Here is a 25017-nt window from a genome sequence, read left to right as displayed (position 1 = left end):
CGCGCCATGACCAATCTCCCCCTTCTCACGATCGGCGTCACGCTCATCTGCTGCGTGCTCGGCGTCATGGGCCTGCACGCGTACTCCGGTGGCAAAGCCGACCGCGACGCCCTCGTCGACCGCCTCTCGCACACCGGCCAGATAGAGACCGCAGGACGCCACCGCCGCTTCCGGGGCATCGACCGCAGGCTCCGCAAGACCGGCCTGGGGCGCAGGATCGAGCTCAAGCTCGCGGCCACCGGGCTGGAGATCACCCCGGGCGAGTTCTTCGTCTACGCGCTGGTCGCCATGGCGGGACTCTGGCTGACGGCCTCGTCGATCCTGGCCTCCTTCTTCGGCCCCGTGGCCGCCCTCATCGGGCTCTGGGGCACCAACGCCTTCCTGAACTGGCAGCGGACCAAGCGCACCGACCGCTTCATCAACCAGCTCCCCGAGCTCTCCCGCATCCTCGCCAACGCCACCCAGGCCGGACTGGCCCTGCGCACCGCGCTGGCGATGGCCGCGGACGAGCTGGAGGCCCCGGCCGGTGAGGAACTCGCCCGGGTCGCCCGCCGCCTCGGCGTCGGCGAGTCGCTCGACGACGCCCTGAGCGAACTGACCGAGCGGCTGCCGTCCCGCGAACTCGTCGTCCTCGTCACGACCCTCGTCCTGTCCAACCGGGCCGGCGGTACGGTCGTCAGCTCCCTGCGCAACCTCACCGAGACGCTGGAGGAGCGCAAGGAGACCCGGCGCGAGGTCAAGACCCAGCTCTCGCAGGTGACCGTCACGGCCTACGCCGTTCCCGGCTTCGGCTTCGGCGCGATGCTCCTGATGAACGCCGTCATGCCGGGCGCACTGGACCGCATGACCGGCGCCCTGGTCGGCCAGGCCGCGGTCATCGTCTCGCTCATCCTGTACGCGATCGGGTTCATCGTGATCCGCCGCCTGTCCCGTATCGACGTCTGAGGGGAGGAGCGGACATGGACCTGTTGCTCGCACTCGTTGTAGGTCTCGCTGTTTACGGAGTGATCGCCGGCATCCGGATGTACCGGGCCGACGCCAAGCTCCCCGGCGATCTCGCCATCGCCCTGGAGGTCGGCTCCACCCGCACCGGCGCGGTCGGCTCCGGCATCGACCGGATGGGCATGCGCTGGGCGCCCGCGGTGCTCAGGATGATGGGCCCCAAGTCCGTCAACAAGAAGCGCCGCCAGATCGACATGGCCGGCAACCCCGGCGGACTCACCATCGACCGGTACGCCGCCCGCCGTGCCGTCTACGGAGCGCTCGGCGGGTTCGGCGCCCTGTCGATGCTCATGCGCGGCCAGCTCTTCTTCGCCATCCTGCTGCTCGCCTTCGGCGCCTTCTGGGTCGAGGTCGGCATCTGGTCGGCCATCCGGGTCCGCAAGGAGCACATCGAGCGCACGCTCCCCGACTTCCTCGACGTCCTCGCGGTCGTCGTGTCCGCGGGCCTCGGCTTCCGCCAGGCACTGGAACGCGTCGCGGAGAAGTACGAGGGCCCCTGGGCCGACGAACTCCGCATCACCCTGCGCCAGATGGACATGGGCGTCAGCCGGCGTGATGCCTTCGAGCAGCTGCGCAAGCGCAACGACTCGGAGCAGGTCGCGATGTTCGTGACCACGCTCCAGCAGGGCGAGGAACTGGGTGCGCCGATCGTCGAGACGCTGATCCAGATCGCCAACGACATGCGCCGCACCGATGCCCAGAACGCCCGCAGGAAGGCGGCCAAGGCCGTCCCGAAGGCGACCTTCGCCGTCACCTCCTTCCTGCTCCCGGGCACCCTGGTGCTGCTCACGGTCGGATTCGTGTACGGGGCCGACGTCGACTTCTCGTTCCTCGGCGGATGACACGCATGACGGGGATGATGAGCATCACGAGCAGGGGGAGGTGACAGGCGCATGGCATTCCAACTCAGCGACTCACAACCGGGACTGACGAGCGAGGTACGCCAGGCGCTCGCCGGTCCGGGGGCCCAGCCGGCCTTCGCGATCCAGCTCAACGCGCTCCAGGCCATGTGCCGCCAGGTCTTCGGCTTCCGCCTCGCGATGACGGCGATGGCGACACCGTTCGCCATCGCCCGCACGGCACCGGGCCTCGCGACCTGGCTGATCGGCGCGGCCATCCTCGTCACCTTCATGGGCTCCTACGTCCTGTTCCGGGACTGGGAGCGCTTCGGCCCGGTCTTCCTGCGCCACCGCTGGCTGCTCGGCGTCGACGCGTTGTTCGGCGCGCTGCTGCTGATCACGGCGACGCCGGAGTCGACCCTGGCGTACGTCACGGTCTGCACGCCGCTGCTCGCCGGCCTCGTCTACGGGTGGCGGGGTGCGGCGGTCTTCGCGGTGATACAGACGCTGATCATCTTCGGGGTGTACGGCACCGACTCGAAGCTGGAGGCAAGCACCGCCACGGCGCTCCTCCTGCCCGGGTTCTGCGTGATCGCCGGCGCGGTCGGCGTGACCCTGCGCAACCTGCTGCTCCGCTTCGGAACAGCGAGCCAGGCGCTCACCGAGACCCGGGCACGGCTGGCCGTGAACGAGGCCGTGGAGGGCGAGCGCACCCGGCTGGCCAGGGAGATGCACGACTCCGTGGCCAAGACCCTCCACGGTCTGGCACTGGCCGCCGACGGCCTGGCCTCCTCCTCCGACCGGATGGACCCGCTGACCGTCAAGCACCAGGCCGAACTCGTCGCCCGGTCCGCCCGACGCGCGGCGGCGGAGTCACGCGAGCTGCTCTCGGACCTGCGACGCGAGTCGGGACTCGACGGCGGTGTGGACGTGGCGGAGGAACTCCGCGCACGCGCCGACGACTTCACCCGCCGTCACGGCCTCACCGCCGGATTCCGGCTGCTCAACGAGACCCCGGTCCCGCCCGTCCCGCAGGTGGTGGCCCGGCAACTGCTCACCATCGCGTCCGAGGCGATGGAGAACGCCGGCCGCCACGCCCACCCCACGTACCTCGTCGTCCTCGCGGGAGTGAAGGGCGACGTCCTGCGGATCAGCGTGTACGACGACGGGCAGGGCCTCCCCGCGGGCACCACGCTCGACGACCTCAAGCGGGCCGGGCACTTCGGACTCGTCGGCATGGTCGAACGCGCCGCGTCCATCGGCGCACGCATCCGGATCGGCAAGGGCAAGGCGGCCACGGGCACCGAAGTGCGCCTGGAGCTGCCGTTGGCGGCCCTGTCCCAAGCACCACCCGCACAGCAGCTCAACTGACCCGCTCCACACCGCCCCCCCCACAGATCTTGAGAGGAGGTCGCAGAATGCCGGACGACGTCTCGCGCGCATCGGGCCAGAACTGGGCCGCAACGCACCACGCCTCCCAGCACACGTCCCCGCACGCCACGCCCATCACTTCCGAATCCAGCTCACCAGGGTTCCCCGCTCCCCAGCAGACCGCGGCATCCGGAGCCATGCCCGCCTTCCCCTCCGCTCCCGACCTGCCCGCCCCCGGCCCGCTGCGGGTCGTCGTCGCCGACGACAACCCCGTGGTCCGGGCGGGCCTGAGCGTCCTGCTCTCCGGCCGCGACGACATCGAGGTCGTCGCCGAGGCCGCGGACGGCCGAGAGGCCTACGACATGGCCGTGCGGCACCGCCCGGACGTCGTGCTGCTCGACGTCCGGATGCCGGGTGTGGACGGCATCTCCGCCCTGCCCCACCTGGTCCGGGTCGCGCCGGTGATGATGCTGACCTACAGCCGTGAGAACGAGATCGTCCACGAGGCGCTCCGGCTGGGCGCGGGCGGCTATCTGGTCCACGGAGAGTTCACGGCGGACCAGCTCGTGCAGGCCGTACGGGACACGAAGAGCGGCCGGGCCCACTTCACCGCCACGGCCGCGAACGCGCTCCTGGCCCACATGCGGCAGGGGCCCGGATCCCGGGGAGGGCCGCTCCCGGAGGGCCTGGGCGCGGCACTGACCTCCGGCGTTCCCTACCAACAGCCCGGATTTGACGGTCACGGCCCTGGGCCGTTGCAACAATACGATGCGTATGCACATTTGCCTTTTCCTGAAGTGGCCCCGCCTGGGGCGCGATCAGTAGGACAATCCCAGGGTCTTTCGCATCTGCAACCAGGTATGGCACAGTCTTCGGTATCCGGAGGAGTCGGCACGCCTCCTGACAGGCAGCAGTACGGGCTGAGTTCACGGGAGGTGGAGGTCATGGAGCTGATCGCGTCCGGCATGAGCAACCGTCAGATCGCCGCCACGTGCTTCATCAGCGAGAAGACGGTCAAGAACCACATCAACCGCATCTTCACCAAACTGCACAGCGGCAGCCGCAGCGAGGCCATCGCCCGCTGGCTCGGCACGGCGCCGGCTGCGGGTCCTGGCGCACAGGGGGACAGGTAGTCATGGCTGACCGGGGGAGTGCACGGGACGTGGCGGGTTCGGCCCAGGGGGCCCAGCCCGGGACGCCCAGGGCCCAACTGCTCGATTGGGCCCGGGAATGGGCCCTGGGGCCCTCTGGTGGGGATGGTGTTCCGCCCTATGTTTCTCCTATCGCAAACGGCACCGGCCAGGAGGAAGCCGGTAACGGGAGCGAGAACGAAGAAACGTGCGAGTCGGCCGGCAGTCGGTCGGCCGAACCTGGAGGGGAACACCATGTCGAACATCACCCTGAAGTCCGCCGTCCGCGTCAACGGCTGGGCCAACACCGCCATCTCGAAGATCCAGAAGCGCTACGAGACCGCGGACCGCGGCCAGACGGCCTTCGAGTACCTCGGCATCATCCTGGTGGTCGTGGCGATCATCGGTGGCATGGTGGCGTCGGGCATCGGTTCGGCGATCACGACCCGTATCACCGGCCTGGTGGACTCCATCACCGCTGGCTCGTGATCGATCGTCGCCAAAGCGACCGAGGGCAGGCCTTCCCCATCTACATTGTGATGGTGGCGGGCCTGCTCTTCCTCGCGTTCGCTTTCTTTGCTGTCGGTCAGGCCTCCGCCACGCGCAACGGCGCCCAGGGTGCCGCGGACGCCGCCGCGCTCGCTGCCGCCCAGGAAGCCCGGAAGGACCTCGGAGTGCCCTTCCTCGCCGCTCTGCGGACACCGGACGGTCTCGCCGAGTTCCTGGAGAATTATCGGTACTTCAGCGCCGGATGTTCGGACGCGCAGCAACTGGCAGAAGCCAATCGTTCGGATCTCTACACCGATGATCCCTTCCGTCGGCCTCGTTGCCGTTGGCACGAGGGGTTCCTCCAGGACAAGGTCACGGTCAGCGTCAAGACCCGTTACACGGTCGGTTCCTCGGTGATCCCCAGCACGAAGACCAAGCACGCCAAGGCCACGGCCACTGCCGTGATCGAGTTCCGGTGTTCGCCGAAGCTCAAGGACGCGCCGAGTGCTGACCCCGGCTCCGACGACACGGGCGACGAGGGCGACAAGGGTGACGAGGGCGACAAGCCGGAACTGCCGATCCCCACTCTGGATTGTGCCGGGGGCGGTCTTGATATCGACCCTGCCCATCCGGAGCTGTGGGAGTCCCTGGCCAAGACCATCTTTGCCGTGCACCTGATCGACGACTGACAGCGAACGACGAGTAAAGGAATCTGAACCCATGAGCATTCGGCGCACCACGAAATCCCGAAGGGTAGTGGCGGCTGCCTCTATGGCAGCTGTTCTGGCCCTGGTCGTCACCGGGTGCGGTGGTGACGACGGCGGAACCGCAAAGGATCCGGGATCGTCGTCCGCCAAGCCCTCGGACGGGGACAAGGGGGCAAAGGAAGACACCGCTGCCGGGGATCAGGTGGACCAGAATGCCAAGCTCGCCCAGGTCAACGGGCGTGATGGGCTGACACTCGTCGTCAATGAGGTCAAGCGCGACAGCGGTGGATTCGTGACCGTCAGCGGCGTGATCAAGAACGGGGGAGACGGCGTTCGCAGCGGCGGCCAGTGGGCCGGCACGGAGAGCACCGTCCTGGCGAAGAACCCCAACTCCGTAGCCGGTGCGACCCTCGTCGACAAGGTCGGCAAGAAGCGCTACTACATTCTCCGGGACACGGATGGACGGTGCCTCTGCACCACGGGTCTGTCGGCAATTCAACCCGGAAAGTCTGTCTCTGTCTTCATGCAGTTCCCCGCGCCGCCGGAGACCAGCACTGAAGTCGACTTCACGCTGCCCACCTTCGCCACCGCCTCACTCAAGATCTCCGGGTGATGGCGGACATGAACAGCATTCACACGCGGCACAGGCCAGGCCATCTCGCAGGCCGGGCCATCGCTGTCGCAGTCCTGCTCGCCGGCACCACGGTCTTCGGTGCGACGACGGCCCTGGCGGACGACGGTCCGAGCGTTCCTCCGGGCACGGAGGCCTCGTCCGAGCCGCCCGTCAAGCTGGACAGCAACGACCCGGATCTCAAGATGCCGGACGGCGGCACTCTCGCGCCCGGCAAGGTCCTCGACATCATTCAGGTCGTCGAGGACGAGGGCGGCGAAGAGCGACGCGAGGACACGAACGCGGACATCAAGTTCGCGCTCCAGTCCGAGGTGCTCTTCGGCAAGGACAGCGCCAAGCTGAGCGCCGCCGCGAACTCCCGTATCGCAGCCATCGCCGCGGAGATCAAGAAGCAGAACGCCTCGAAGGTGCGCGTCTTCGGCTTCACCGACAACCTCGGCTCCGCGGCGCACGGTGACGTGCTTTCCAAGCAGCGGGCCGAGGCCGTGCACAGCGTGCTGGAGAAGCAGGTGGGCTCGTCCATCACGTTCGAGATCCGCGGTTACGGCGAGCAGTACCCGATCGCCAGCAACACCACGGAAGAGGGCCGGAAGAAGAACCGCCGCGTGGAGGTCTCCTTCCCGCGCGGCAGCTCCTCCTGACCCGACCTGCCTGAGGGGCCTGGCACCGGTGCCGGTGCCAGGCCCGCGTGCGTCACAGCAAGTGGATCTCCCGCGCCGTCAGTGTGCTCAAGGCCACTGGCAACGCCCGCGCCGGCCCGGCAGCGCCCGTCCGGACTGCCCCGGGCGCTCGCCGGAGGCCCGGTCGGCGCCGGGGCGGCGAAAGGGTTGGTGTGCGGGGCCGACGGAACCGGGTAACGTCTTTGTCATGTTCTTCCAGGCGCCGATTTACGAGTGAGAGCGTGATGGGCCCCTGCTGACGTCCTTCGACGTCGCCGCCCGTCCCCCACCGATGAATCCGTAGATCACTTCACATCATTACCGGGAGAACCCGTGACCGTGAGCAAGAACATCAACAACCCCATCGGCATGGGTGGCGGCCAGCGCAAGAGGCAGTCCCGCGCCGAACGGCAGAACAACGGCCCGCACCGCAACCTCGACCGCCAGGGCGCGGCCGACCAGAAGGCGGAGCTGGTGCGCAAGATGCGCGAGAAGGCGGCCGCGGCCGAGGACGCCGGGCAGTCGGGCGACGACACCGCACAGAGCTGAGGCACCGCCGCCGCAGGGCGGCACCGCACGGGGCAGGGCCCGGACCGCGACGCGCGGTCCGGGCCCTGCTGCTGTCGTACCGGGCCTCGCCGCCGTACCGGACGCGGACGCGCGCTTCTGCGGTGATCAGTCCAGCTCTGTCCAGCTCCGTCCGGCTTCCCCGGCCCGGTGCCGGAAGGCGCCCGCGTTGACAGGCGGTCGGCGGATGCGTGTAATGAACGCGGTGTCGCGTGACGCCGGCCAAAGAGCAGTGGGCCGGCCGGTGATCGGGCGAGCACCCTTCACTCAAGGGTCCGTCATGAGTTCATACTCCGCGCCCTGTACCTGACGCAACGCAACCGCACCCCTCGCCCCGCGCGCCGTCGCGCCCGGCGAGAGGTTGTGCGGTCGCTTCGTCCTGGGCACGTCACCACACGCCATGACCGCAGTCACTGCGGAATCACTGAAGCTCCCGGAGATACGCATCCGTATGCCCACGTCTTTCAATGAAACGATCATCAAGGAGTTCCGCGCCAACGGCGGGAAGGTCGGTGGCCCCTTCGCGGGCGGCGATCTCCTCCTGCTGACGACCACCGGCGCGAGGTCGGGCACCGAGCGGACCACGCCCCTCGGATACGTCCGCCACGGCGGGCTGATCCTGCTCGTCGGGTCCAACCTCGGCGCCCCGAGCCACCCCGGCTGGTACCACAACCTGCTTGCGCACCCCGTGGTGCGGGTGGAGATCGGGACCCGCACCTTCCAGGCCCTCGCGGTTCCCGCCGAGGGGGACAGGCGCGACGACCTGTTCGCGCACGCGGTGCGGATCGCGCCCGGGTACGGCGACTACCAGGGCCGGACCAGCCGGGTCCTGCCCGTCGTCGTGCTGGAGCGCGCCGATCCCGACGGGTGGGAGGGCCCCGGCGAGGTCCGCACCCTGGCCGACAAGGTCATGGAGGTGCACACCTGGCTGCGCGGTCAACTGCGTGAGGTGGCGGCCGAGGTGGAGGCCCACTTCGCCGAGCGCGCGGACCGTCAGGGGGCCGGTGAGCCGCCGGCGCCGAGCCTCGGGCTGCAGATCCGGCAGCGCTGCCTGGCGTTCTGCCAGGCCCTGGAGTTCCACCACACCAGCGAGGACGGGCACCTGTTCCCCGGGATCGCCCGCTACCACCCGCACCTGGGCGACACCTTCGCCCGGCTCGCGGACGAGCACCGCACCGTCGCACGGATCCAGGCAGCGCTCGTGGAGCTGCTCGCCGGTATCGGGATCGCGGAACCGGTGCGATTCCGGGCCGAGTTGGCGCGGATGTCGGCCGAGCTGAACGCGCATCTCGACTACGAGGAGGAGACGATCGTCCCCCTCCTGGTCGACGTTCCCTGGCCGCCTGTGCCGCCCGCGGGCGTCCCCGGAGGCGACCAGGCCGGGGGAGGGGCCGGGGAAGGCGGCGCCTGATCGAGGTGAGCGGGGTCGCGGTGGCCGGGACCGGACCGCCGCGGCCCCGGAGCGGGGTTCAGTCCGGCGCCGCCGCCGGGTCCCGTCGCCGTACCAGCGGCAGGTACACCTCGTCGACGATCTCGACGAGGACGTCGTCGGGTGCGGTGGGCAGCCCGCGTACGACGAATTCGTTGCGCAGCAGGACCATGGCCACCGTGGCGACCCTGGGGTGGAGCGCCTCCGGGGAGGCCTCGCCGCGTGCCACCGCGCGGCCCAGGACCGTCAGCCAGGGGGCGGCCGCGGCGTCGCCGGACTGGTCCTGGAGCTGGGCCAGGAGTTCGGACGCGCCGCCCGCCGCGGAGATCAGCTCGCGCAGGATCGCGCCGAAGGGGGAGCTCCAGTTGCGGTTCGCCCGGCGCAGCAGCTCAAGGACGTCGCCGCGCAGTGAGCCGGTGTCGGGGGGCTGGACGGCCTGGGCCAGTTGCCGGTAGGCGGCGATGCCGAGCGCGAGGCGGTTCGGCCAGCGGCGGTAGAGGGCGTTCTTGTTCGTACCCGCGCGGGCGGCCACCTTGTCCATGGTCAGGGCGGCGTACCCCGTCTCGGTGAGCTCGGCCACCGCGGCGCGGAGGATCGCCTCCTCCAGGACGGCCCCGCGTCGCCGCGTCTGCCCCGCGGCCGGCTGCCCCGTCGCGTCCCCTGCCATGGCGCCTCCCGCTAGCGGTACCGCTCGTACCCTCCCATCTTGCTCACCGGTCCTGCGGGGCTCCAAATAGGGTACGGTCAGTACCGTAAGTATCCGGGCGGGTGGGAGAGGGTGCGACACATGCGGGCCAGGGGAATCAGTTACGACACGGGCTTCGTCAACAACGGGGCGACGTCCCGCAGGTCCTTCGACCCGGCGACGGTCGAGCGCGAGCTCCGCATCATCCGCGACGATCTGCACTGCGACGCGGTCCGGGTCATGGGCGGTGATCCGGACCGGGTGGAACTCGCGGCGACGTACGCCGCCGACCTCGGCCTCGAGGTCTGGGTCTCCCCCTATCCGCTCGAACTGACCGCGGGCGAGATGCTGTCGCTCTTCGCCGACTGCGCCGAGCGGGCGGAGCGGCTCAGGCGCCGGGGAGCCGAGGTCGTGTTCGTCTGCGGGGCCGAACTGAGCCTGATGAACCAGGGGTTCCTGCCCGGTGACAGCACCGGCGAGCGGGTCGCCGCGCTCCGCCGGCCGGACTTCGCGCGCGAGCACCTCGGCGCGGTGAGCGCACACGTCAACGACTTCCTCGGCCGGGCCGTGGCCCTCGTCCGAGAGCGCTTCGGCGGCAGGGTCACGTACGCCGCCGTGCCGTTCGAACGCGTCGACTGGGCGCCCTTCGACATCGTGTCCCTGGACCTCTACCGGTCCGCCGAGACCGCCGACCGGTTCGCCGGCGGAGTCCGCGACCTCGTCGCGCAGGGCAAGCCGGTCGCGATCACGGAGTTCGGTTCGGCCGGCTACCGGGGCGCGGGGGACCGGGGTGCGGAGGGGCTGGAGATCGTCGAGTACGGCGAGGACGCCGCCCCCGTCCGGCTGAACGGTGAGTACGCCCGCGACGAGGCAGGTCAGGCCGCGTACCTGCGTGAGCTGCTGGAGGTCTTCGAGGCCGGAGGCGTCGACAGCGCCTTCGTGTTCACCTTCGCCCTGTACGACCATGTGCACCGCCCCGACGGCGACCCCAGGGACGACCTGGACCGGGCCGGCTACGGCATCGTCAAGGTGTACGAGGACCGCCTCGGGGTCACCTTTCCCGGGCTGCCGTGGGAGCCGAAGGCGGCGTTCACGGCCGTCGCCGACCACTACCGGGAGCGCTGAAGTCCGTCCTGGCGGCACGCCCCGGCCCCCGCATCCCCGCCCCCGGTCGCGGTGGCCTGGACGAGGAGCTTCAGCGCGGCCTGGGAGGCCGATCCCGGAGTGGCGGTCACCATGACCAGGGACTGCTCGGGTTCGGACGGCACGGTCAGCGTCTGCTGCCTGACCGTCAGGGAACCGACGAGCGGGTGCCGCAGCCCGTACTCGGCGGTGTCGCACGCGCGTACCCGGTGGTCCGCCCACAGGCGCGCGAACTCCGGGCTGCGGGTCGTCAGTTCGCCGATGAGCTGGGCCAGCCGGGCGTCCTGCGGATGCCGCCCCGCGACCAGACGCAGATTGCCGACCACGGCTCCGGCCTTCGCCGCCCAGTCGACGTAGAGCTCACGGATGTGGGCGTCCAGGAAGACCAGCCGCGCCATGTTCGGGCGGTCCGCCGGACGCTCCGGGGCCGCCCGGTCCACATGCCCGGCCAGCAGCGCGTGCCCCGCCGTGTTCCAGGCCAGTACGTCGCTGCGCCGCCCGGTCACCACGACGGGTACCTCCTCCAGGGACCGCACCAGTTCGCGCACGGCCGGGGACAGCCGCTCGGCCGGGGGCCGGCGGGCCGCGACCCGGTGCCGGCAGGCGGTGGCCAGGTCGTGCAGGTGCCGCCGCTCCGTCTCCTCCAGGCACAGGGCCCGCGAGATCGCGTCCAGCACCTCGGCGGAGGCGTGGCAGGAGGCGCCCTGCTCCAGACGCGTGTAGTACGAGGCGCTGACGCCCGCCAGCAGGGCCAGCTCCTCACGCCGGAGCCCCGGAACCCGGCGGCGGTCCCCGTAGGTCGGCAGTCCGACGTCCTGGGGCTGCAACTGGGCCCGCCGCGCCTGGAGGAAGGCCCCGAGCTTTCCGTGTGCGTCCATGGCCCCGAGTATCCGGTGCCGGGGGTGCCCGCAGCCTGCCCCTGTCAGGGATAGGCAGAACCGGGGCTGGCTGCCCACGCCGGCCGGAAACAGGGTGGGGACCACGAGCGAACCCCGTCGCCGAGCAATAGAGCAAGAGAGCGACACGGAGACACCCAGTGACACCCAGTGACACCGAGACACAGCGACGGGGCCGCCCTCGCACCGCACCACCGTCCGCTACGCAAGGAAGCAACGTGTCAGCGAAGTTCGCACGGAACGTACTGGTCGCCGCCCTCGCGACCGCCTCCCTCACGGTCTCGCTCGCAGCCGGCCTGCCCGGTTCCGCGACGGCTGCCACGCCGTCGTTGTCACACGCCCGCATCACCGAGCACTTCGACCTGGACGGCGGGCAGATGCCGGAGAACATCGTCCTGGAACCCGACGGCAGCATCGATCTGTCCTTCTCCGCCGCACGCCAAATCGCCCAGGTCACCCGCGCCGGCAAGGTACGGGTGCTGGCGACCCTGCCCGCCCCGGCCGACGGCGGCGCGGACACACCTGCGCTGGGCTTCCCCCTGGTCACCGGCCTGGTCAGGGACGCGCACGGCACGCTGTACTTCCTGTACGCCACGGGCACCGCGGACCTCACCGGCGTCTGGCGGCTCAGGCCCGGCGGCACCCCGGAGCGGATCGCCGCACTGCCGGCCGACGGCCTGCCCAACGGACTGGCGCTGGACTCCGGCCTGCTCTACATCACCGACTCGGTCCACGGCGTCATCCGGCGCGTACCGGCCGGCGGCGGCACCGCGACGGTCTGGGCGGACGGCACCGAGCTCGCCCCGGCCGGCTTCCTCGGCGCCAACGGCCTGAAGGTGCACAACGGTGCCGTCTGGGTGTCCAACCTGGACCGGGGCACCGTGATCCGTTACCCGGTCAGGAGGAACGGCACGGCGGGCCCCGCCCGGATCAGGGCCGAACACCTCGCCGGAATCGATGACTTCGCCTTCGTCGGCCGCGGCGACCGGATTCTCGCCGCCCTCGACCAGACCGACGAGGTGGCCCTGATCGAACCCGACGGCACTCACACCATCGTGCTCAGCCCCCGGGACGGACTGCAGAACCCCACCGCCGTCGCCGTGCGCGGTAACACCGTGCACGTGACCTCGGCCGCCTACCTCACCAAGAAGGACCCCAACCTGCTCACCGCCCGTATCCACGAGGGGCACTGACACCGCTGCTCGCGCACACGGCGGACAGCGCGGAGACCACCGACCGGATCAGGGATGCACCGGAGTACCGGCGGCAAACCGGAGCAGAAGAGGATAGGCAGCACAGGGCGTCTCCCGCGTCCCCCCGCGTCCGCGCGGCGGGAGGCGTCCGACCGTGCTCGCCCACCTCCTACGTCCCCGGAGACCCATCCGTGTTCAGCAAGATCAGCGACACCGCCACCGGGGCGCCGTCCCGGGCAGCCGGGCATCCCGGGCCCGCGCGGCGCTGGTCCGTCGCACTGCGGCGGACGCCCGTCTCCCTGTGGAACGACGACCTCTCGGACTGGGCGGCGGCCCTGACGTACTACGCCATCCTCGCGCTGCTCCCGGCGCTCCTGGTGACGGTGTCCGTGATCGGGCTGGCCAACCCCCGGGCCACGGACTCCCTGATCGCCGACATCACCGCCTTCGCACCGGCGGAGTCCGGCGCCGCGCTGCGCCAGCCCCTGGAGGCGGCCACACAGCAACGGACCGCGGTCTGGCTGCTGGTCGCGACCGGGACCGTCAGCGCGGTCTGGTCGGCGTCCAGCTACCTGGCCGTGTTCCGGCGGGCGCTGCACGCGATGCACGGGGTACCGGACACCAGGCCCGCCCTGCGCAAGGCGCACATCATCGTGGCGACGGCGATCGGGCTGCTGCTGCTCCTGATGACCAGTGCGTTCGCCCTCGTGCTCTCCGGTCCGCTGGCCCGCTGGCTCGGGCACCGGATCGGCCTGGCGCATCTGGGCGACGCGGTGTGGGCGGTGCTGAAGTGGCCCGTGCTGCTCTGTCTGGTCGCCTGCCTGATCACGGTCCTCTTCCGGACCGGGCCGGCAACGGCGCGCGGGTCGCGCCGGGCACTGCCCGGCGGGGTACTGGCGGCGCTCCTGTGGCTGGTGGCCTCGGCGGGATTCGCGCTGTACGCGACGTACATCGGCTCCTACAGCCGGCTGTACGGGTCACTGGCGGGATTGGTGGTGTTCCTGATCTGGGTGTGGTTCACCAACCTGGCGCTGCTGACCGGCGCCCAGTTCAACGTGGAGCTGGGCCGGGTGCGATACGAAGACACTGGCACAGGCACCGCCACCGCCACCAGTACCGGTGGTGAAGACGGGGCCGGTGCCGGTGCCGGGGGCGCGGGCTAGGACCCTGTGCTGCCGTCGATCAGCTCCCGGATGATGTCGAGGTGGCCGTTGTGCCGGGCCGTCTCCTCGATGAGGTGCAGCAGGATCCAGCGCAGGTCGGGGTGGCGGCCGTCGGACCGCGGACGCTTCGCCGGGGTGTTCAGGTCATGGGCGGCGACGAGCTCCCGGTAGCGGGCGCTCTGCTCCGCGTACTCCGCCATGACGTCGGCGAGCGGCATGTCGACGGCGATGCGCATCTCGCGGTCGGGGTCCTCGTCGGTCCACGGGCCCTCGTCCTCCCCGCCGAGGAAATCGATCTCGAACCAGGCGTACTCGACCCAGCGGAGGTGGTTGAGCACACCCGCGAGCGTCATCAGGGGCGAGCCGGGCAGCAGGGCCTTGCGGGCGTCCTCCTGAGAGAGGCCCTCGCACTTGGCCAGTGCGGTCGCGCGGGTGTAGTCGAGGAAAGTGGTCAGCTGTGTGCGCTCGTCCCAGGCGGGAGGCGAATCGGTACGTGTCATCGCGGTACACCCTCGTGGCTCACCGGCGGGCTGTCCACCGCTTAACCGTCGTCTTGGGGTCCAGGCGTGGGCCCGTGGGCCCACGCCCCGGGCGGCAGGGCTGATTACGCTCATGAGTGACCGACTGCGAGCCGTCCGACGCCGCCACCAGGCGGCCGATCAGGCGCGCTCCGGTGCGCAGGGATCTTCACGCTCTACCTGATCTGCAGGGCGGTCACCTCTCGGCCGGTGTCTCCGGGTGAACGGGGTGGCCACACTTTTATGGGGTGCGGTGTCATGAGTGACGGATTCTTCTACTCGTACCACGTGGGCTGGAGCCGCCCCGATGCCGAGTCGCTGCTCGGGGACCTGGAGGCGGCCGGCGTCCGTCCCGCGCACCCGGCCACGCGGCGCATCACGCTCCTCAGCCCCGGAGCCGAACCGCCCGGCACCCAGTCGTGGGTGACCAGGGACCAACTGGTGCTGCTGGCCGGCCTGCAACGGCTGGACCAGGTCGATTTCCTGCTCTGGGTGAGCAGCGGAGCCGCGATCCCCACCCGGGTCCGGCGGACGGACGACGGGACGGTCGCGCTGCAGTTCGCCCTCGGCGCGCTGACCCGCGACGAGGGCGAAACGGTGGTCCGCGCGATCCGGGAGGCGATAGGCAGGGCCTCGGTGCTGTGTATCGGCTTCGTGGTCGACCGGGAGGGCGCGTCGGCGGCGACCGACTGGAGGGGCTTCATAGTGAAGGGCTCGGTGTATTTCGACTGCTGGCCCGACACGCTGGCGGTGCGCTCCGAAGTCGCGTCCGTGCAGCCCCAGTTGTCCGGGGTGAGCTCGTTCGAGCAGTCCCCTTGGGTCGTCTACGGCAGTGAAGTCCCCAGCAGGTGACGGAAATAGGGGGCAGCGGTAACGGGGAAGAGCGGTAGCCTGCCGGAACGGATGCCCGGTCCCTTCGGAGCTTGGGACGCGAACGGCAGTGGTGCAAGGACGAGTTGGGGGACTGGTCTTGTCCGGCATGGGCGGAGTCGCGTACTCGGGTGGCGGCGGCGGATTCATCGGTGCGACACGGGCGGGCCGGGGGCGGCAGCCGCTCCCGAGACCGTTGCGGGCGGTGCTGCTGCTGACCCGGGCACTCTTCGTGTTCGCCGTCATCGGCGGCATCGGTGTACTGACCGTGGCGTCGTCGGTCAACGAGGTCGACGGCCGGCTGTTCGGGCTGCTGTTGTACGCGGCCGTGCCCAGCGTGACCGGGTTCGTGCTGTCTCTGTACGTGCGGGCCGGCGGCATCTGGGTCTGGCGCGGTCTCCTGGTCGTACACGTGTGGCTCGCACTCGGCGGGCTCGCGACGCTCGGCGGGGGCGGCGGGCGTGGGCTGACCCAGCTGGTGATGCCGGTCGCCGTGATCGTGGCGCTGTTCCGGGCGAGCTCACGCGACTGGTTCGAGCTCCCTCAGGAACAGCGGCTGCCCCGGCGTCCCTTCAGCATCGCTCGGATGATCAAGTGGCGCCGGGACGGCGGCCAGACGGCCCTGGAGTACCTGGGCCTCGTCCTGGTCGTCGTCGCCCTCATCGGCGGGCTGGTGGCGACCGGCATCGGTGCCGGGATCACGGGCGGCGTTCACCGCGCGATCTGCTCGCTCACCGGCAGCGCCTGCCCCGCACCCGGCACCGAGGTGGTGGCCGGCGACGACGGGGCCTCCGACGGCGGTACGGGGTCCGGGGGCGGCACGGATGCGGGCGGGTCCGTGACCTCGGGCGGCCCCGGTACCGCGGGGGGTTCGGACGGTACGGAGACCGGCGGTTCCACGGCCTCCGGCGCGGACGGCGATCCCACCGGCAGCGGCGGCAGCACCGATAGCGGCAGTGGCGGCTCGGGCGACACCAGCGGTACAGGCGGAGACACCAGCAGTACCGGCGGCCCGGACGGCTCCACCGGCTCCGGCTCCACCGGCTCCAGCGGCAACGGCAGCTCCGGAGAAGGTAGTTCCGGCAGCAATGGCGGCAGCGGCGGCAGCACCGGCACCGGCGGCAGCACCGATTCGGCCGCCCGGTACGGCGAGGCCGAAGAGGGCGGTGACGACTTCGACCCCACGGCGGGTCCCGATGCCGACTACGGCGACTACGACGGCACCCAGGGCGAGAAGCAGGACGACGACGAGGGCTGTACGTCCGGCGTCGGCGCGTTCTTCTCCTGCGTCGGGCACCAGACCGGAGGCTTCTTCAAGGGCCTGGGCGCGGACGGCTTCTGGGGCGATGTCACCGGCACGGTCGAGACGGTCTTCCATCCCGTCAAGGCCTGGAACGGCATCAAGGACTACGGCAAGAGCCTCGGGGAGAAGTGGAGCAAGGACTCCGAGGGCGCGGGCGACAAGTGGTCCAAGGGCGACTACTTCGGCGCTGCCTGGGACTGGACCAAGGCGTCCGGGTCCACCGGCCTCAAGGTCGCGGACGACATGTTCATCGGCGACGAAGTCCGCGACATGTGGAAGAACGGCAACGAGGGCCAGGCGATCGGAACCGGTCTCTGGAACGTCGGCTCCCTCTTCATCCCCGGGTACGGCGAAGCCAAGCTGATCGGCAAGTTCGGAAAGCTCGGCAAGCTGGGGAAACTCGGCAGGCTGGGGGAGGTCGCCCAGAAGGCCTCGGAAGCCGCGGCGAAGGCCAGGAAGCTGGCCGAGGCCGGCGACGTGAAGGGCGCGGAGAAGGCCGCGAAGGAGGCGCGGGAGCACGCCGACGAGGCCGGGAAGAAGGTCAAGGACAAGGGCTGCCCCGTCGGCGCCGGCCCCCTCGGACGCGAGCGGCCGGCCGCCGGCACGATGAGCGCGGCCTCCCTGCACACGCCCACCGGTCCGGGAAGCCTCCGCACCGGCGTCACGACGGCCACGGTCACGGCCACGGCCGTGCGGTCGTCGCCACGCGTGGTGCCGACCGCGTTCCGTGCCGAGGGCGACTGCCAGGCGACGCCTGAGGAGGTCGAAGCCGCCAAGAAGGCGGACAAGGACGCGGACGACGCCGAGAAGGCCGCCAAACAGGCCAAGCGGGAGGCGGAGAGGAAGCGCCTGGCGAAGATGGAGAAGCCGTCCTGGTACGACAAGCTCAAGAACCCGCGCGCCGCCACCAAGGACCGCGGCGACGGGAAGTGGAAGGCGAAGAACCCCGCCACGTACGCCTATCCGCAGGAGATGGGCGCCCGCTACCAGGAACAGATCTCCGGGGTCAGGCGTGGCAAGGAGTACGAGGTCCCGCTCAACGAACTGAAGGGCAAGCCCGTCGAGTTCGACGGCTGGGACTCCGCGAAGCAGACGTTCATCGAGACGAAGTGGGGCTATCGCGGTCCGCGGTTCTACGACGAGGCGACCGGCGAGCTCACTTCGCTGGCCACGAAGCGCTGGGTGGACCAGGCGACCCGGCAGCTCGACGCGGCGCGGGGCAAGCCGTTGGTCTGGCATTTCGCGGATCCCGATGTGGCCAAGGCGGCCGGCAAGATGTTCAGGGACCGAGGCCTGGACATTAAGGTGATCCATACGCCAGTAGTGCCGTGAGGCCGAAGGGGTTCGCCGTGTTGGATGTGGTGGTGCACGCCATGTGGGGTGTTCGCGAGCAGAGCCCCGATCAGCTGGCGGAGCGATGGCTCGTGCTGCTCCGCAGGCTGGCGGCGATCGACGGTGACACCTGTGGTCAGTGGTACGAGGCGGTCGAGTACGACGAGACGCCGCCCGCCGTCCGGCTCACCGAGTCGGCCGTCGCCGCGTACATCGACCGGGAGAACCCCGCGTCCGACGCGGACTACATCGGGCGGGTGGCGTCGCTGAGCACCGCCGTCGTCCCCGGCCGGCCCCGGGTGTCGACGTGGATCAACGCGGGAGGTTCGGCGAACCGTGTTCCTGACAGCTTCGTCGTCAAGTTCCGTTCGCGGGAACTCGACGAGTCGGTGGACCTGGTGCGCCGCTCCGGAGAGGTGATGGCCGCAGTCGGCGCGAGCTGGGACGCCGACTGGGGCGAGGTCTACAACGACGACGAGTACGAGGCCGTGGCCGACGAGTTCGGCCTCTCGGTCACCGTTCCGCGCGGTGGCCGGTCCGTGTACCTCTCGCCCGGCCGCGCGGCGCTCGCCCCCGAGGGGCTGCCGGGGACGTACACGCGCAACGCGGCCGGCGGTCTGGTCATCGACCTCACCCGTGGCGGTACGGCGGAACCCTCCGTCGCGTCGATCGTCGAGGCCAACCGCGAGCTGCGCGCCGCCGGTGCGCTCGATCCGCTCCCCGTCCCCTTCGACCGCGACAGGTTCTGACGCGGGGAGCGAGCGCCGGCCCGCACGACTGCTCGCCCCACCGCGTACCCGGTCGGGTTCAGAGGCTGCTGCCGACACCGACCGTGGCCACGACGAGCAGGACGACCCCCAGGTAGTCCATGGCGGCCGCGCCGCCGTCGCGCCAGGAGTACGAGCCGGGGACGGGCGACTGCGTCCCTTCGTCCTCCACCAGCCGGTCGACGGCCAGGCCGACGGCCGAGCCGGTCACCAGAGTGACGACGGGCAGCAGCACGCCCTCGGCCCCCACGGCCTCCCACGGACCGGTGTATCCGTAGCCGAGCACCACCAGCGGAACGGCGAGCGAGGCGAGCGGATACAGCAGACGGGACGAGCGCTGCTCGGCGGGCAGGACCCGCGCGGCGGCGAGAACCGCCAGCGCGGTGGTGATGACGGCGGGCACGTACACCAGGGCCAGCCGCCAGGTGAACACGTCGAGCCGCCCGTCGGAGTCCAGCTGTTCGACGATCCCGCGCGAGATCAGATATCCGGCGATGAGGTGGACGAGGGCGCCGACCGCCCAGCTACGGGCCAGCGGGAGGAGCGGGCCGCTGCCACCGGGTCTGCCGCGACCGGGCCCGGGAGGAACATGCCCCGTGCTTCCGCTTCCCCAGCCGCTGCCACCGCTCACGGTTCTCCCTCTCGCTCTCCGACGTCCACTCGCACGGCCTGTGCCTGGCCCGCCCCGACCACGGGGCGCGGCACGAGCGTACGGCGGGTGAGCCCCGTTGACCTGGGCCGTTGGCCCCAAAGCCGGGCCCAAGTAAGGGAGACGAGAGAGCCGTCGAGGCCGTCGATCCGGTGCGTTGCGAGTGGTGTGCGCGGCCGGAATGACGCGAACGGGAACAGTCCGGGCGCGCGGGGCCGGGTGCGGATGGGGCCGGATTGACCGGGCTTGATGGGTCCAGGGGCCCAAGACGCTTGTCCCGTCTGCTCGTTACTGTCGTGGTATGACACGGGTGGGGGAACTACGTCGTCGTGCGCTTCGGTGGTCGCGGAGGTCTGTCCCGCGTACGGGTGTGCGGTTGTTGGGATTGCGCGGCAGGCGCGGGCGCCGGGGGCGGTGTGACCGGGGTCAGGGTGCGCTGGAGTATCTGGGTCTGGTCCTGGTGGTCGTGGCCGTCGTCGGTGCGTTGGTCGCGACGGGGATCGGCGCTGATCTGACGGAGAAGATCGGCGTCCAGGTCTGCCGGATCGGTGGCGGCGGGAACTGCGGCGGTGACGGCAACGCCGAGGCACAGGACGGTCCGAACCGGCCGGGCAACGGCGATCCGGCGTCGGACAGGAACGCGGACGGTTCGCCGAAGTCTCCGGCGCAGACCGAGTACGACGAGGCCGTCAAGGCCCTCGACGACGCGAAGAAGGACGAGAAGTCCAACGGTGACAAGGCACTTGAGGCCGCGAAGGAACTCGCGAAGATCCTCGCCGACGAGCTGGGCATCACCGACGCCCTGGACTGCATCACCAAGGGCGACATGGGCGCCTGCACCGAGACCCTCATCAATGTGCTGCTGAGCCTCATCGGCGGCGCGGTCGGGAAACTCGGGGCGAAGTACGGCGCGCCCTGGAAGTGGAAAAAGGCCTACAAGCTCATCAAGAGCCTGAAGAAGCACGGCGGCGACCTCTACGACGGCCTCAAGGGCCTCATCAAGAGCCGCAAGAAGGTCAAGGACGCCGAAAAGGCCCTGGAGGACGCCGGAAAGAAAGTCGACGGCGAGAAGAAGTCCCCGCCGAAGAAGGACAAGCCGGAAGAGAAGAAACCGCCGAACTGCGCCGTCAAGCACAGCTTCCTGCCGGGCACCCCGGTGCTCCTGGCCGACGGACGCCGCATCGCCATCGAGGAGGTACGGGTCGGCGACCGGGTCGAGGCCACGGACCCGTACAGCGGCCTGACCCAGGCCCGACGGATCACGCGGACCTTCACCACGCACGATGACAAGGCCTTCGTCCGGCTGACCGTGCGTACCGCGTCCGGCACGGCACTGCTGGACGCCACAGACACCCACCCGTTCTGGCTCACCGACCGGCACCGCTGGACGGACGCGGCCGACATCGGGCCGGGCGACACGCTGCGCACGGCGGACGGCGGGACGCTGCGCGTCCTCACCGCCCGTGCGTACACCGGCCGGCACACCACGCACGACCTGTCCGTGGACGGCATCCACAGCTACTACGTCGGAGTGGGCGTCGGAAGCAGCGCCCTGGTCCACAACAACGACCCCTGCGACAACCCGGACTACGACCCCGATCCGAACTACGGGATCAAGGACGAGGTCTACGACAGGATCGACAAGAAGTACGGGCCCGATCTGGCCCGTGGCGTGGACTACCAGGCACAGGTCATCAAGACCATGCGGCAGGCGAAGCCGGGCGAGACGGCGGAGGAAGCGGCGAAGCGGATCAAGCGGGCGCAGGACCACGTCCTCCCCGGCACCAACGGGGACCCGACGAAGATGGCCGAGTACCTGGCGAAGTTCAAGAACCGGAAGTTCACCCACCACGACGCCAGGCCGCCCGACCCGAACAATCCGAGCGCCCAGGTGGACGCGCTCTGGGAGAATGGCGTGGTGATCATCAAGGACGGCACGATGATCCACGGGTACAAGATGTCGGAGGCGGCGTTCAAGGCCCGGTTCACGGCAGGAGCGAAGCGCAATTGACGCATGCTGAGTCACATTCCCCATCGGATTCCCGGTCGGATTCCCGGTCGGATTCCCGGGCCGAGGTCCGCATCAGGCGGATCGACGCGGACGGTACGGACGGCGCGGACCGTCCGGACCGTCCGGGCGGGCGGTACGTGCTGGACGTGACCGAGGGGCAGTTCCACCTCCTCCGGCGGGCGGCGCTCACCCTAGCGTACGACGAGACGTCCCCCGCCGTGCGCGCGCTCGTGCTGGGTTCCGGCGACGTGTCCCTCGACGAGCCGCTCCAGCTGGCGCTCTCGTACGACGACGCGGTGCCCGGCCCCCTCACCCTCACCTTCGAGCAGTTGCACGCGCTCCACGCGATCCTCACCACGCTTCCGGCCGCGACGATCTGGCCGGAGCCGGAGTTCGTGGAGCGGGTCGGCGACTTCCGGGAGACCGTGCTCCGGATGGCCGGCCGACTGCGGTGGGCGTTCGGAGAACAGCGGACGGCGCGGGGGGAGCACGGGTGAGGGCGCGTCTGCGGGTCCTGCGGGCGGACGACGGGGCGGGCTGGGTGCTGAGGCCGGGATCCGACCAGCTGGCACTGCTGCGCCGCTGCACCGAGGCGTTCCGCACGGAGATGCCCGACGCCGAGCAGCGGGCCTTCGTGCTGGGGGCGGGCGGCGAGACCCTCCCGGCCCTCTTCGCGGCCGATCCGGTGGCCGCCGCCGATGCGGGCCTTCCGGTGACGGCGGACGGGCTGCGGGCGGCGCACACCCTGCTGGTCACCCTCCTCGCGCTCATCCCGTCGGAACAGGCCTTCATGGAGCGGACCGGCCACTACCGCGACCACGTGGCGATGATGGCTCTCGGACTCCGGCGCGGATGCGCCGCACCGCCCGCGGGGCAGGGCCGGTGACCGGACCGCGGACGTGCGGCCGGTGACCGACCCGGTGGACCGGGCCCACCGGGGACCGCCGCCCGGCCCGGGGCGGCCGCCGCCGAGGACCCCGGCACGGAGATAATCGGCCGTATGTCCGCAGAACCTTCCTCGCAGGCCACCCGCTCCGGGGCGCACCCGCGGCCCCCGGAGCACCGGCCGGTCCGCGGACGTGCCGCCGCCGCCCTCGCCTCGGCCGCCCCGGCGCTCGGCGCCTACGCGGCCGTGCGCGCCGTCGGGCTCGTCGTCTTCTGGGCGGCCGCGGCCGGCGCCGGGAAGGACGCCTTCCACCTGCTCGCCGAGCGCTGGGACTCCGTCTGGTACCAGCGGGTCGCCGAGAACGGCTACGGGTACACCGTCACGCTCGCCGACGGCGGCATCCACTCCGACCTGGCCTTCTTCCCGCTCCTGCCCGCGCTGGAGCGCGGCATCGCGGAGGTGACCCCGCTCGGTCTCGCGGGCGCCGGACTGCTGGTCGCGTGGGTGGCGGGCCTCCTGGCCGCCTGGGGGATCTTCGCGGTCGGCGCGCGACTGTACGGGCGCCGGGCCGGGGTGGCGCTGGCCGCGCTGTGGGGGGTGTACCCGACGGCGTTCGTCCAGTCGATGGCGTACACCGAGACCCTGTTCACCGCGCTCGCCGCCTGGTCGCTGTACGCCGTGCTCACCCGGCGCTGGATCGTGGCCGGTGCGCTGTGCGTACTCGCCGGGCTGACCCGGCCGACCGCAGCCGCGCTGATCGCCGCCCTCGCGATCACCGCCGCCGCCACCCTCGTACGCGAGTACCGGGCCGGCGCCACCGACGGCATCGTCCGCCGCAACGGCAGGATGCTGGCCGGGGTGGTCCTGGCGCCGCTGGGCTGGCTCGCGTACGTGGTCTTCGTCGCCGTGCGCGAGGGCAGCCCGTTCGCCTACTTCGACGTCCAGGCGCAGTGGGGCAACAGCATCGACGGCGGCGCGGCCCTCGCCTCGTTCATCCTCGGCCTTCCGCTGCCCGGGGCACTCGGGCTGTGCGCGGCGCTGGCCGGTCTGGGGTGGCTGGTGTACCTGTGCGTACGGCAGCGCCAGCCGCTCCCCGTACTCGTCTACGGCATCGCCGTCGTCGTCGTCTCGCTGATCGGATCCGGCTACTTCGGCTCCCGGCCCCGGCTGATGATGCCCGCGTTCCCGCTCCTGCTGCCGCCCGCCGTCGCGCTGCTGCGGCTGCGCTCCACGGCCCGCACGGCGACGGTCCTCGCGGTGCTCGCCGCGGCCTCGGCGGCGTACGGGGCATGGACGCTGCTCGGCTCCGGCCCGCCGTGAGTTGGGCCCACGGACCCTCGCATCCGCGGCGCGTCAGTTGTTAGCGTGCGGAGTACACAGGGGACGAGCGTCGGCGCAGCGGTCCGCCGGGCAGGAACGGGGAGAAAATGAAGGCACGTACGGCAGCCATGGCGGCCACCACAGCAGTGCTCTGCCTCGCGGCCGTCGCCTGCGGGCCCTCCGACGAACCGTCCGAGAAGGACGGCAAGGCGGCCGGCACGTCCGCGAAGCCGAGCGGCGCGGACACCCCGGACCCGGCCGCCAGTGACTCCGCCGCCCCGGACGCCACTTCCACCCCCTCCAGCAGCGGCAAGGTCCTCAGCAAGGCAGAGCTGGCCAAGGCCGCCCTGACCACCGGCGAGGTGGCGGACTACGAGGTCACGCCGATGCAGGGCGGCGACGAGACCGGCACCGAGAAATCCGAGAACGAGGACTGCCGGCCCCTGGTCGCCGTGATCAACGGCGCCCCCGAACCCGCCGCGACCGCCACCGTCTTCCGTACCGTCATGGACAAGTCGGAAGAGGGCAAGGACGACCAGACCGTCGTCACCGAGATCCTCACCTCGCACCCCGACGGCTCGGCGCAGCAGCTCATGCGCGGTGTCCGCGACGCGGTCCAGGCCTGCGCGGGCGGATTCCGGACGTCGAGCGCGGACGGCCCCTCCTCGTACACCCAGGTCAAGCAGCTGAACCTGCCCCGGGCGGGCCAGGAGAGCATCGCCTACCAGGTGACCGGGAGCATCGAGGGGGACAAGGTGCCGCTGGTCTTCCAGCTGGTACGGACCGGGTCGACCGTCGTCACCTTCTACGTGGCCAACTTCCTCGACGCGAAGACCCCCGAGCTCCCGGCCGAACTGGTCACCGCCCAGGCCGCGAAGCTGCCCTGACCGGCGGGCGGGCATCGGCGGGCAGGTGTCTCTCGCGTCCTTCCGTCGCGCACGCCCGGCGTTGCCGTCAGACGACCGGAAGCTCCACCGGGCTTTGCACGGAGCCGCTTCAGCCGGCCGGCGCGTCGTTCTGCGTGATCCCCACCCGCACGCCCGGCCGCAGCCCCCACTTCGCCATCGCGCCGGCCTCCGACTCGATCACGTGCCGGGCCCGGAGCCGGGGGAGGCCCAGCCGTCCCGGCTTCATCGTGTGGACCGCCACCACGTTCAACTTCCGGTCCAGATAGGCCACATCGATCGTGAACCGCATACGGAAGGAGTGCACACTCCCGCACGGCGTGATCAGCAGTGCGCCGTCGATGCCGTCCTGTCCGAGCAGCCCACGGCTCCGGTGACGGTACGAGGCCGCGATCCGCAGCGGTATCCCTGTCTCCCGTTCCCCCTCTTGGTCCGTGATCGTGAGTGTCCCTGTGCCATTGCGCCATCGAGCCATGGCCATGACGGTAGCGCCACGTGATGGTCTGTGGGCCCGTAACGGCGTGCGGTGGGCCCCAGGGCCCATGACCGCCG

General features: G+C 70.8%; 26 protein-coding genes. 21 read left to right on the top strand and 5 right to left on the bottom strand.

The window, feature by feature from the left end; genetic code table 11:
* Positions 1–6 precede the first annotated feature (6 nt).
* The 10 genes from ACIO3R_RS09720 (at position 7) to ACIO3R_RS09675 (ending at position 8806) form a co-directional block, all read left to right on the top strand.
* Positions 7–945 (top strand): type II secretion system F family protein, encoded by a 939-nt coding sequence (locus tag ACIO3R_RS09720; RefSeq protein ID WP_385036139.1) that lies wholly within the window; start codon positions 7–9, stop codon positions 943–945.
* 14 nt (positions 946–959) lie between these two features.
* Complete coding sequence (locus ACIO3R_RS09715; RefSeq protein WP_385036140.1) at positions 960–1844, top strand: DUF5936 domain-containing protein; 885 nt, start codon at positions 960–962, stop codon at positions 1842–1844.
* Between the two features lie 51 nt (positions 1845–1895).
* The gene (locus ACIO3R_RS09710) at positions 1896–3212 is read left to right on the top strand and encodes a sensor histidine kinase (RefSeq protein ID WP_402104844.1); all 1317 of its coding nucleotides are present in this window, start codon (positions 1896–1898) and stop codon (positions 3210–3212) included.
* 47 nt (positions 3213–3259) lie between these two features.
* A complete protein-coding gene (locus ACIO3R_RS09705; protein ID WP_402104842.1) occupies positions 3260–4345 on the top strand; it encodes a response regulator in 1086 nt (361 codons plus the stop codon).
* Positions 4346–4597: 252 nt separating this feature from the next.
* Entirely contained in the window at positions 4598–4831 is a 234-nt protein-coding gene (locus tag ACIO3R_RS09700) for a hypothetical protein (protein WP_363030707.1), read from the top strand.
* Positions 4828–5520 carry a pilus assembly protein TadG-related protein gene (locus ACIO3R_RS09695; RefSeq protein WP_402104839.1) on the top strand — a complete coding sequence of 231 codons (693 nt, stop codon included), beginning with the start codon at positions 4828–4830 and terminating at the stop codon, positions 5518–5520. Before ACIO3R_RS09700 ends, ACIO3R_RS09695 begins: the two co-directional genes overlap by 4 nt.
* 31 nt (positions 5521–5551) lie before the next feature.
* On the top strand, positions 5552–6151 hold the full coding sequence (locus ACIO3R_RS09690) for a hypothetical protein (RefSeq protein WP_363030709.1): 600 nt from the start codon (positions 5552–5554) through the stop codon (positions 6149–6151).
* 8 nt (positions 6152–6159) lie between these two features.
* On the top strand, positions 6160–6810 hold the full coding sequence (locus ACIO3R_RS09685; RefSeq protein WP_402104837.1) for an OmpA family protein: 651 nt from the start codon (positions 6160–6162) through the stop codon (positions 6808–6810).
* 351 nt (positions 6811–7161) lie between these two features.
* Positions 7162–7377: a DUF6243 family protein gene (locus ACIO3R_RS09680; protein WP_363030711.1), complete on the top strand. Its 216-nt coding sequence runs from the start codon at positions 7162–7164 to the stop codon at positions 7375–7377.
* 469 nt (positions 7378–7846) lie between these two features.
* Positions 7847–8806 carry a nitroreductase/quinone reductase family protein gene (locus ACIO3R_RS09675; RefSeq protein WP_402104892.1) on the top strand — a complete coding sequence of 320 codons (960 nt, stop codon included), beginning with the start codon at positions 7847–7849 and terminating at the stop codon, positions 8804–8806.
* A 58-nt stretch (positions 8807–8864) separates the two neighbouring features.
* Here the strand turns inward: ACIO3R_RS09675 and ACIO3R_RS09670 are convergent, their stop codons facing one another.
* Positions 8865–9491, bottom strand: coding sequence for a TetR/AcrR family transcriptional regulator (locus ACIO3R_RS09670; protein WP_385034110.1), 627 nt, complete (start codon positions 9489–9491; stop codon positions 8865–8867).
* 120 nt (positions 9492–9611) lie between these two features.
* Between ACIO3R_RS09670 and ACIO3R_RS09665 the strand changes: the two genes are divergently transcribed.
* Positions 9612–10634 carry a hypothetical protein gene (locus ACIO3R_RS09665; protein ID WP_402104834.1) on the top strand — a complete coding sequence of 341 codons (1023 nt, stop codon included), beginning with the start codon at positions 9612–9614 and terminating at the stop codon, positions 10632–10634.
* Here the strand turns inward: ACIO3R_RS09665 and ACIO3R_RS09660 are convergent.
* Positions 10619–11530, bottom strand: coding sequence for a helix-turn-helix domain-containing protein (locus ACIO3R_RS09660; RefSeq protein WP_402104831.1), 912 nt, complete (start codon positions 11528–11530; stop codon positions 10619–10621). The two genes, ACIO3R_RS09665 and ACIO3R_RS09660, sit on opposite strands and share 16 nt — an antisense overlap.
* A gap of 236 nt (positions 11531–11766) precedes the next feature.
* On the opposite strand from ACIO3R_RS09660, the gene ACIO3R_RS09655 reads away from it, so the two are divergent.
* Both ACIO3R_RS09655 and ACIO3R_RS09650 read left to right on the top strand, forming a co-directional pair.
* Positions 11767–12741 (top strand): SMP-30/gluconolactonase/LRE family protein, encoded by a 975-nt coding sequence (locus ACIO3R_RS09655; RefSeq protein WP_402104828.1) that lies wholly within the window; start codon positions 11767–11769, stop codon positions 12739–12741.
* A 191-nt stretch (positions 12742–12932) separates the two neighbouring features.
* Entirely contained in the window at positions 12933–13904 is a 972-nt protein-coding gene (locus ACIO3R_RS09650) for a YihY/virulence factor BrkB family protein (protein WP_402104826.1), read from the top strand.
* On the opposite strand, the gene ACIO3R_RS09645 is transcribed toward ACIO3R_RS09650, so the two are convergent.
* Complete coding sequence (locus ACIO3R_RS09645; protein ID WP_402104824.1) at positions 13901–14404, bottom strand: DinB family protein; 504 nt, start codon at positions 14402–14404, stop codon at positions 13901–13903. The genes ACIO3R_RS09650 and ACIO3R_RS09645 overlap by 4 nt on opposite strands.
* Positions 14405–14680: 276 nt before the next feature.
* Here ACIO3R_RS09645 and ACIO3R_RS09640 point away from each other — a divergent pair, with 276 nt between their 5' ends.
* The 3 genes from ACIO3R_RS09640 to ACIO3R_RS09630 all read left to right on the top strand — a co-directional run bounded on the left by ACIO3R_RS09640 (position 14681) and on the right by ACIO3R_RS09630 (position 18676).
* Positions 14681–15274, top strand: coding sequence for a hypothetical protein (locus ACIO3R_RS09640; RefSeq protein ID WP_385353769.1), 594 nt, complete (start codon positions 14681–14683; stop codon positions 15272–15274).
* A gap of 127 nt (positions 15275–15401) precedes the next feature.
* Entirely contained in the window at positions 15402–17927 is a 2526-nt protein-coding gene (locus ACIO3R_RS09635; protein ID WP_402104822.1) for a Tox-REase-5 domain-containing protein, read from the top strand.
* Between the two features lie 17 nt (positions 17928–17944).
* Positions 17945–18676 carry a hypothetical protein gene (locus tag ACIO3R_RS09630; protein WP_402104819.1) on the top strand — a complete coding sequence of 244 codons (732 nt, stop codon included), beginning with the start codon at positions 17945–17947 and terminating at the stop codon, positions 18674–18676.
* A gap of 58 nt (positions 18677–18734) precedes the next feature.
* Here ACIO3R_RS09630 and ACIO3R_RS09625 read toward each other — a convergent pair whose 3' ends face one another.
* Positions 18735–19325 carry a hypothetical protein gene (locus tag ACIO3R_RS09625; RefSeq protein WP_385034137.1) on the bottom strand — a complete coding sequence of 197 codons (591 nt, stop codon included), beginning with the start codon at positions 19323–19325 and terminating at the stop codon, positions 18735–18737.
* A 403-nt stretch (positions 19326–19728) separates the two neighbouring features.
* On the opposite strand from ACIO3R_RS09625, the gene ACIO3R_RS09620 reads away from it, so the two are divergent.
* The 5 genes from ACIO3R_RS09620 to ACIO3R_RS09600 all read left to right on the top strand — a co-directional run bounded on the left by ACIO3R_RS09620 (position 19729) and on the right by ACIO3R_RS09600 (position 24447).
* On the top strand, positions 19729–21354 hold the full coding sequence (locus tag ACIO3R_RS09620; RefSeq protein WP_402104815.1) for a Hint domain-containing protein: 1626 nt from the start codon (positions 19729–19731) through the stop codon (positions 21352–21354).
* Positions 21355–21491: 137 nt separating this feature from the next.
* On the top strand, positions 21492–21851 hold the full coding sequence (locus tag ACIO3R_RS09615; RefSeq protein WP_402104812.1) for a hypothetical protein: 360 nt from the start codon (positions 21492–21494) through the stop codon (positions 21849–21851).
* The gene (locus ACIO3R_RS09610; RefSeq protein ID WP_385353776.1) at positions 21848–22240 is read left to right on the top strand and encodes a hypothetical protein; all 393 of its coding nucleotides are present in this window, start codon (positions 21848–21850) and stop codon (positions 22238–22240) included. Before ACIO3R_RS09615 ends, ACIO3R_RS09610 begins: the two co-directional genes overlap by 4 nt.
* Before the next feature lie 114 nt (positions 22241–22354).
* A complete protein-coding gene (locus ACIO3R_RS09605; RefSeq protein WP_402104809.1) occupies positions 22355–23560 on the top strand; it encodes a hypothetical protein in 1206 nt (401 codons plus the stop codon).
* A 107-nt stretch (positions 23561–23667) separates the two neighbouring features.
* Positions 23668–24447, top strand: a complete 780-nt coding sequence (locus tag ACIO3R_RS09600) for a hypothetical protein (RefSeq protein ID WP_402104807.1) — start codon at positions 23668–23670, stop codon at positions 24445–24447.
* Between the two features lie 109 nt (positions 24448–24556).
* Here the strand turns inward: ACIO3R_RS09600 and ACIO3R_RS09595 are convergent, their stop codons facing one another.
* The gene (locus ACIO3R_RS09595; RefSeq protein ID WP_385034154.1) at positions 24557–24940 is read right to left on the bottom strand and encodes a DUF192 domain-containing protein; all 384 of its coding nucleotides are present in this window, start codon (positions 24938–24940) and stop codon (positions 24557–24559) included.
* Positions 24941–25017: the final 77 nt, after the last annotated feature.

It is taken from the genome of Streptomyces sp. NPDC087428 (assembly GCF_044744085.1).
Taxonomy (GTDB): Bacteria; Actinomycetota; Actinomycetes; order Streptomycetales; family Streptomycetaceae; genus Streptomyces.
Note: the sequence above shows the minus strand (reverse complement) of the source record. Positions and strands in the feature narration are given on the sequence as shown.

Excerpts from the sequence above, each read along its gene's own strand:
- ACIO3R_RS09720 (WP_385036139.1), top strand. The coding sequence starts at position 7 with ATGACCAATCTCCCCCTTCTCACGATCGGCGTCACGCTCATCTGCTGC.
- ACIO3R_RS09715 (WP_385036140.1), top strand. The coding sequence starts at position 960 with ATGGACCTGTTGCTCGCACTCGTTGTAGGTCTCGCTGTTTACGGAGTG.
- ACIO3R_RS09710 (WP_402104844.1), top strand. The coding sequence starts at position 1,896 with ATGGCATTCCAACTCAGCGACTCACAACCGGGACTGACGAGCGAGGTA.
- ACIO3R_RS09705 (WP_402104842.1), top strand. The coding sequence starts at position 3,260 with ATGCCGGACGACGTCTCGCGCGCATCGGGCCAGAACTGGGCCGCAACG.
- ACIO3R_RS09700 (WP_363030707.1), top strand. The coding sequence starts at position 4,598 with ATGTCGAACATCACCCTGAAGTCCGCCGTCCGCGTCAACGGCTGGGCC.
- ACIO3R_RS09690 (WP_363030709.1), top strand. The coding sequence starts at position 5,552 with ATGAGCATTCGGCGCACCACGAAATCCCGAAGGGTAGTGGCGGCTGCC.
- ACIO3R_RS09685 (WP_402104837.1), top strand. The coding sequence starts at position 6,160 with ATGAACAGCATTCACACGCGGCACAGGCCAGGCCATCTCGCAGGCCGG.
- ACIO3R_RS09675 (WP_402104892.1), top strand. The coding sequence starts at position 7,847 with ATGCCCACGTCTTTCAATGAAACGATCATCAAGGAGTTCCGCGCCAAC.
- ACIO3R_RS09670 (WP_385034110.1), bottom strand. The coding sequence starts at position 9,491 with ATGGCAGGGGACGCGACGGGGCAGCCGGCCGCGGGGCAGACGCGGCGA.
- ACIO3R_RS09665 (WP_402104834.1), top strand. The coding sequence starts at position 9,612 with ATGCGGGCCAGGGGAATCAGTTACGACACGGGCTTCGTCAACAACGGG.
- ACIO3R_RS09660 (WP_402104831.1), bottom strand. The coding sequence starts at position 11,530 with ATGGACGCACACGGAAAGCTCGGGGCCTTCCTCCAGGCGCGGCGGGCC.
- ACIO3R_RS09645 (WP_402104824.1), bottom strand. The coding sequence starts at position 14,404 with ATGACACGTACCGATTCGCCTCCCGCCTGGGACGAGCGCACACAGCTG.
- ACIO3R_RS09640 (WP_385353769.1), top strand. The coding sequence starts at position 14,681 with ATGAGTGACGGATTCTTCTACTCGTACCACGTGGGCTGGAGCCGCCCC.
- ACIO3R_RS09635 (WP_402104822.1), top strand. The coding sequence starts at position 15,402 with ATGGGCGGAGTCGCGTACTCGGGTGGCGGCGGCGGATTCATCGGTGCG.
- ACIO3R_RS09605 (WP_402104809.1), top strand. The coding sequence starts at position 22,355 with ATGTCCGCAGAACCTTCCTCGCAGGCCACCCGCTCCGGGGCGCACCCG.
- ACIO3R_RS09600 (WP_402104807.1), top strand. The coding sequence starts at position 23,668 with ATGAAGGCACGTACGGCAGCCATGGCGGCCACCACAGCAGTGCTCTGC.
- ACIO3R_RS09595 (WP_385034154.1), bottom strand. The coding sequence starts at position 24,940 with ATGGCTCGATGGCGCAATGGCACAGGGACACTCACGATCACGGACCAA.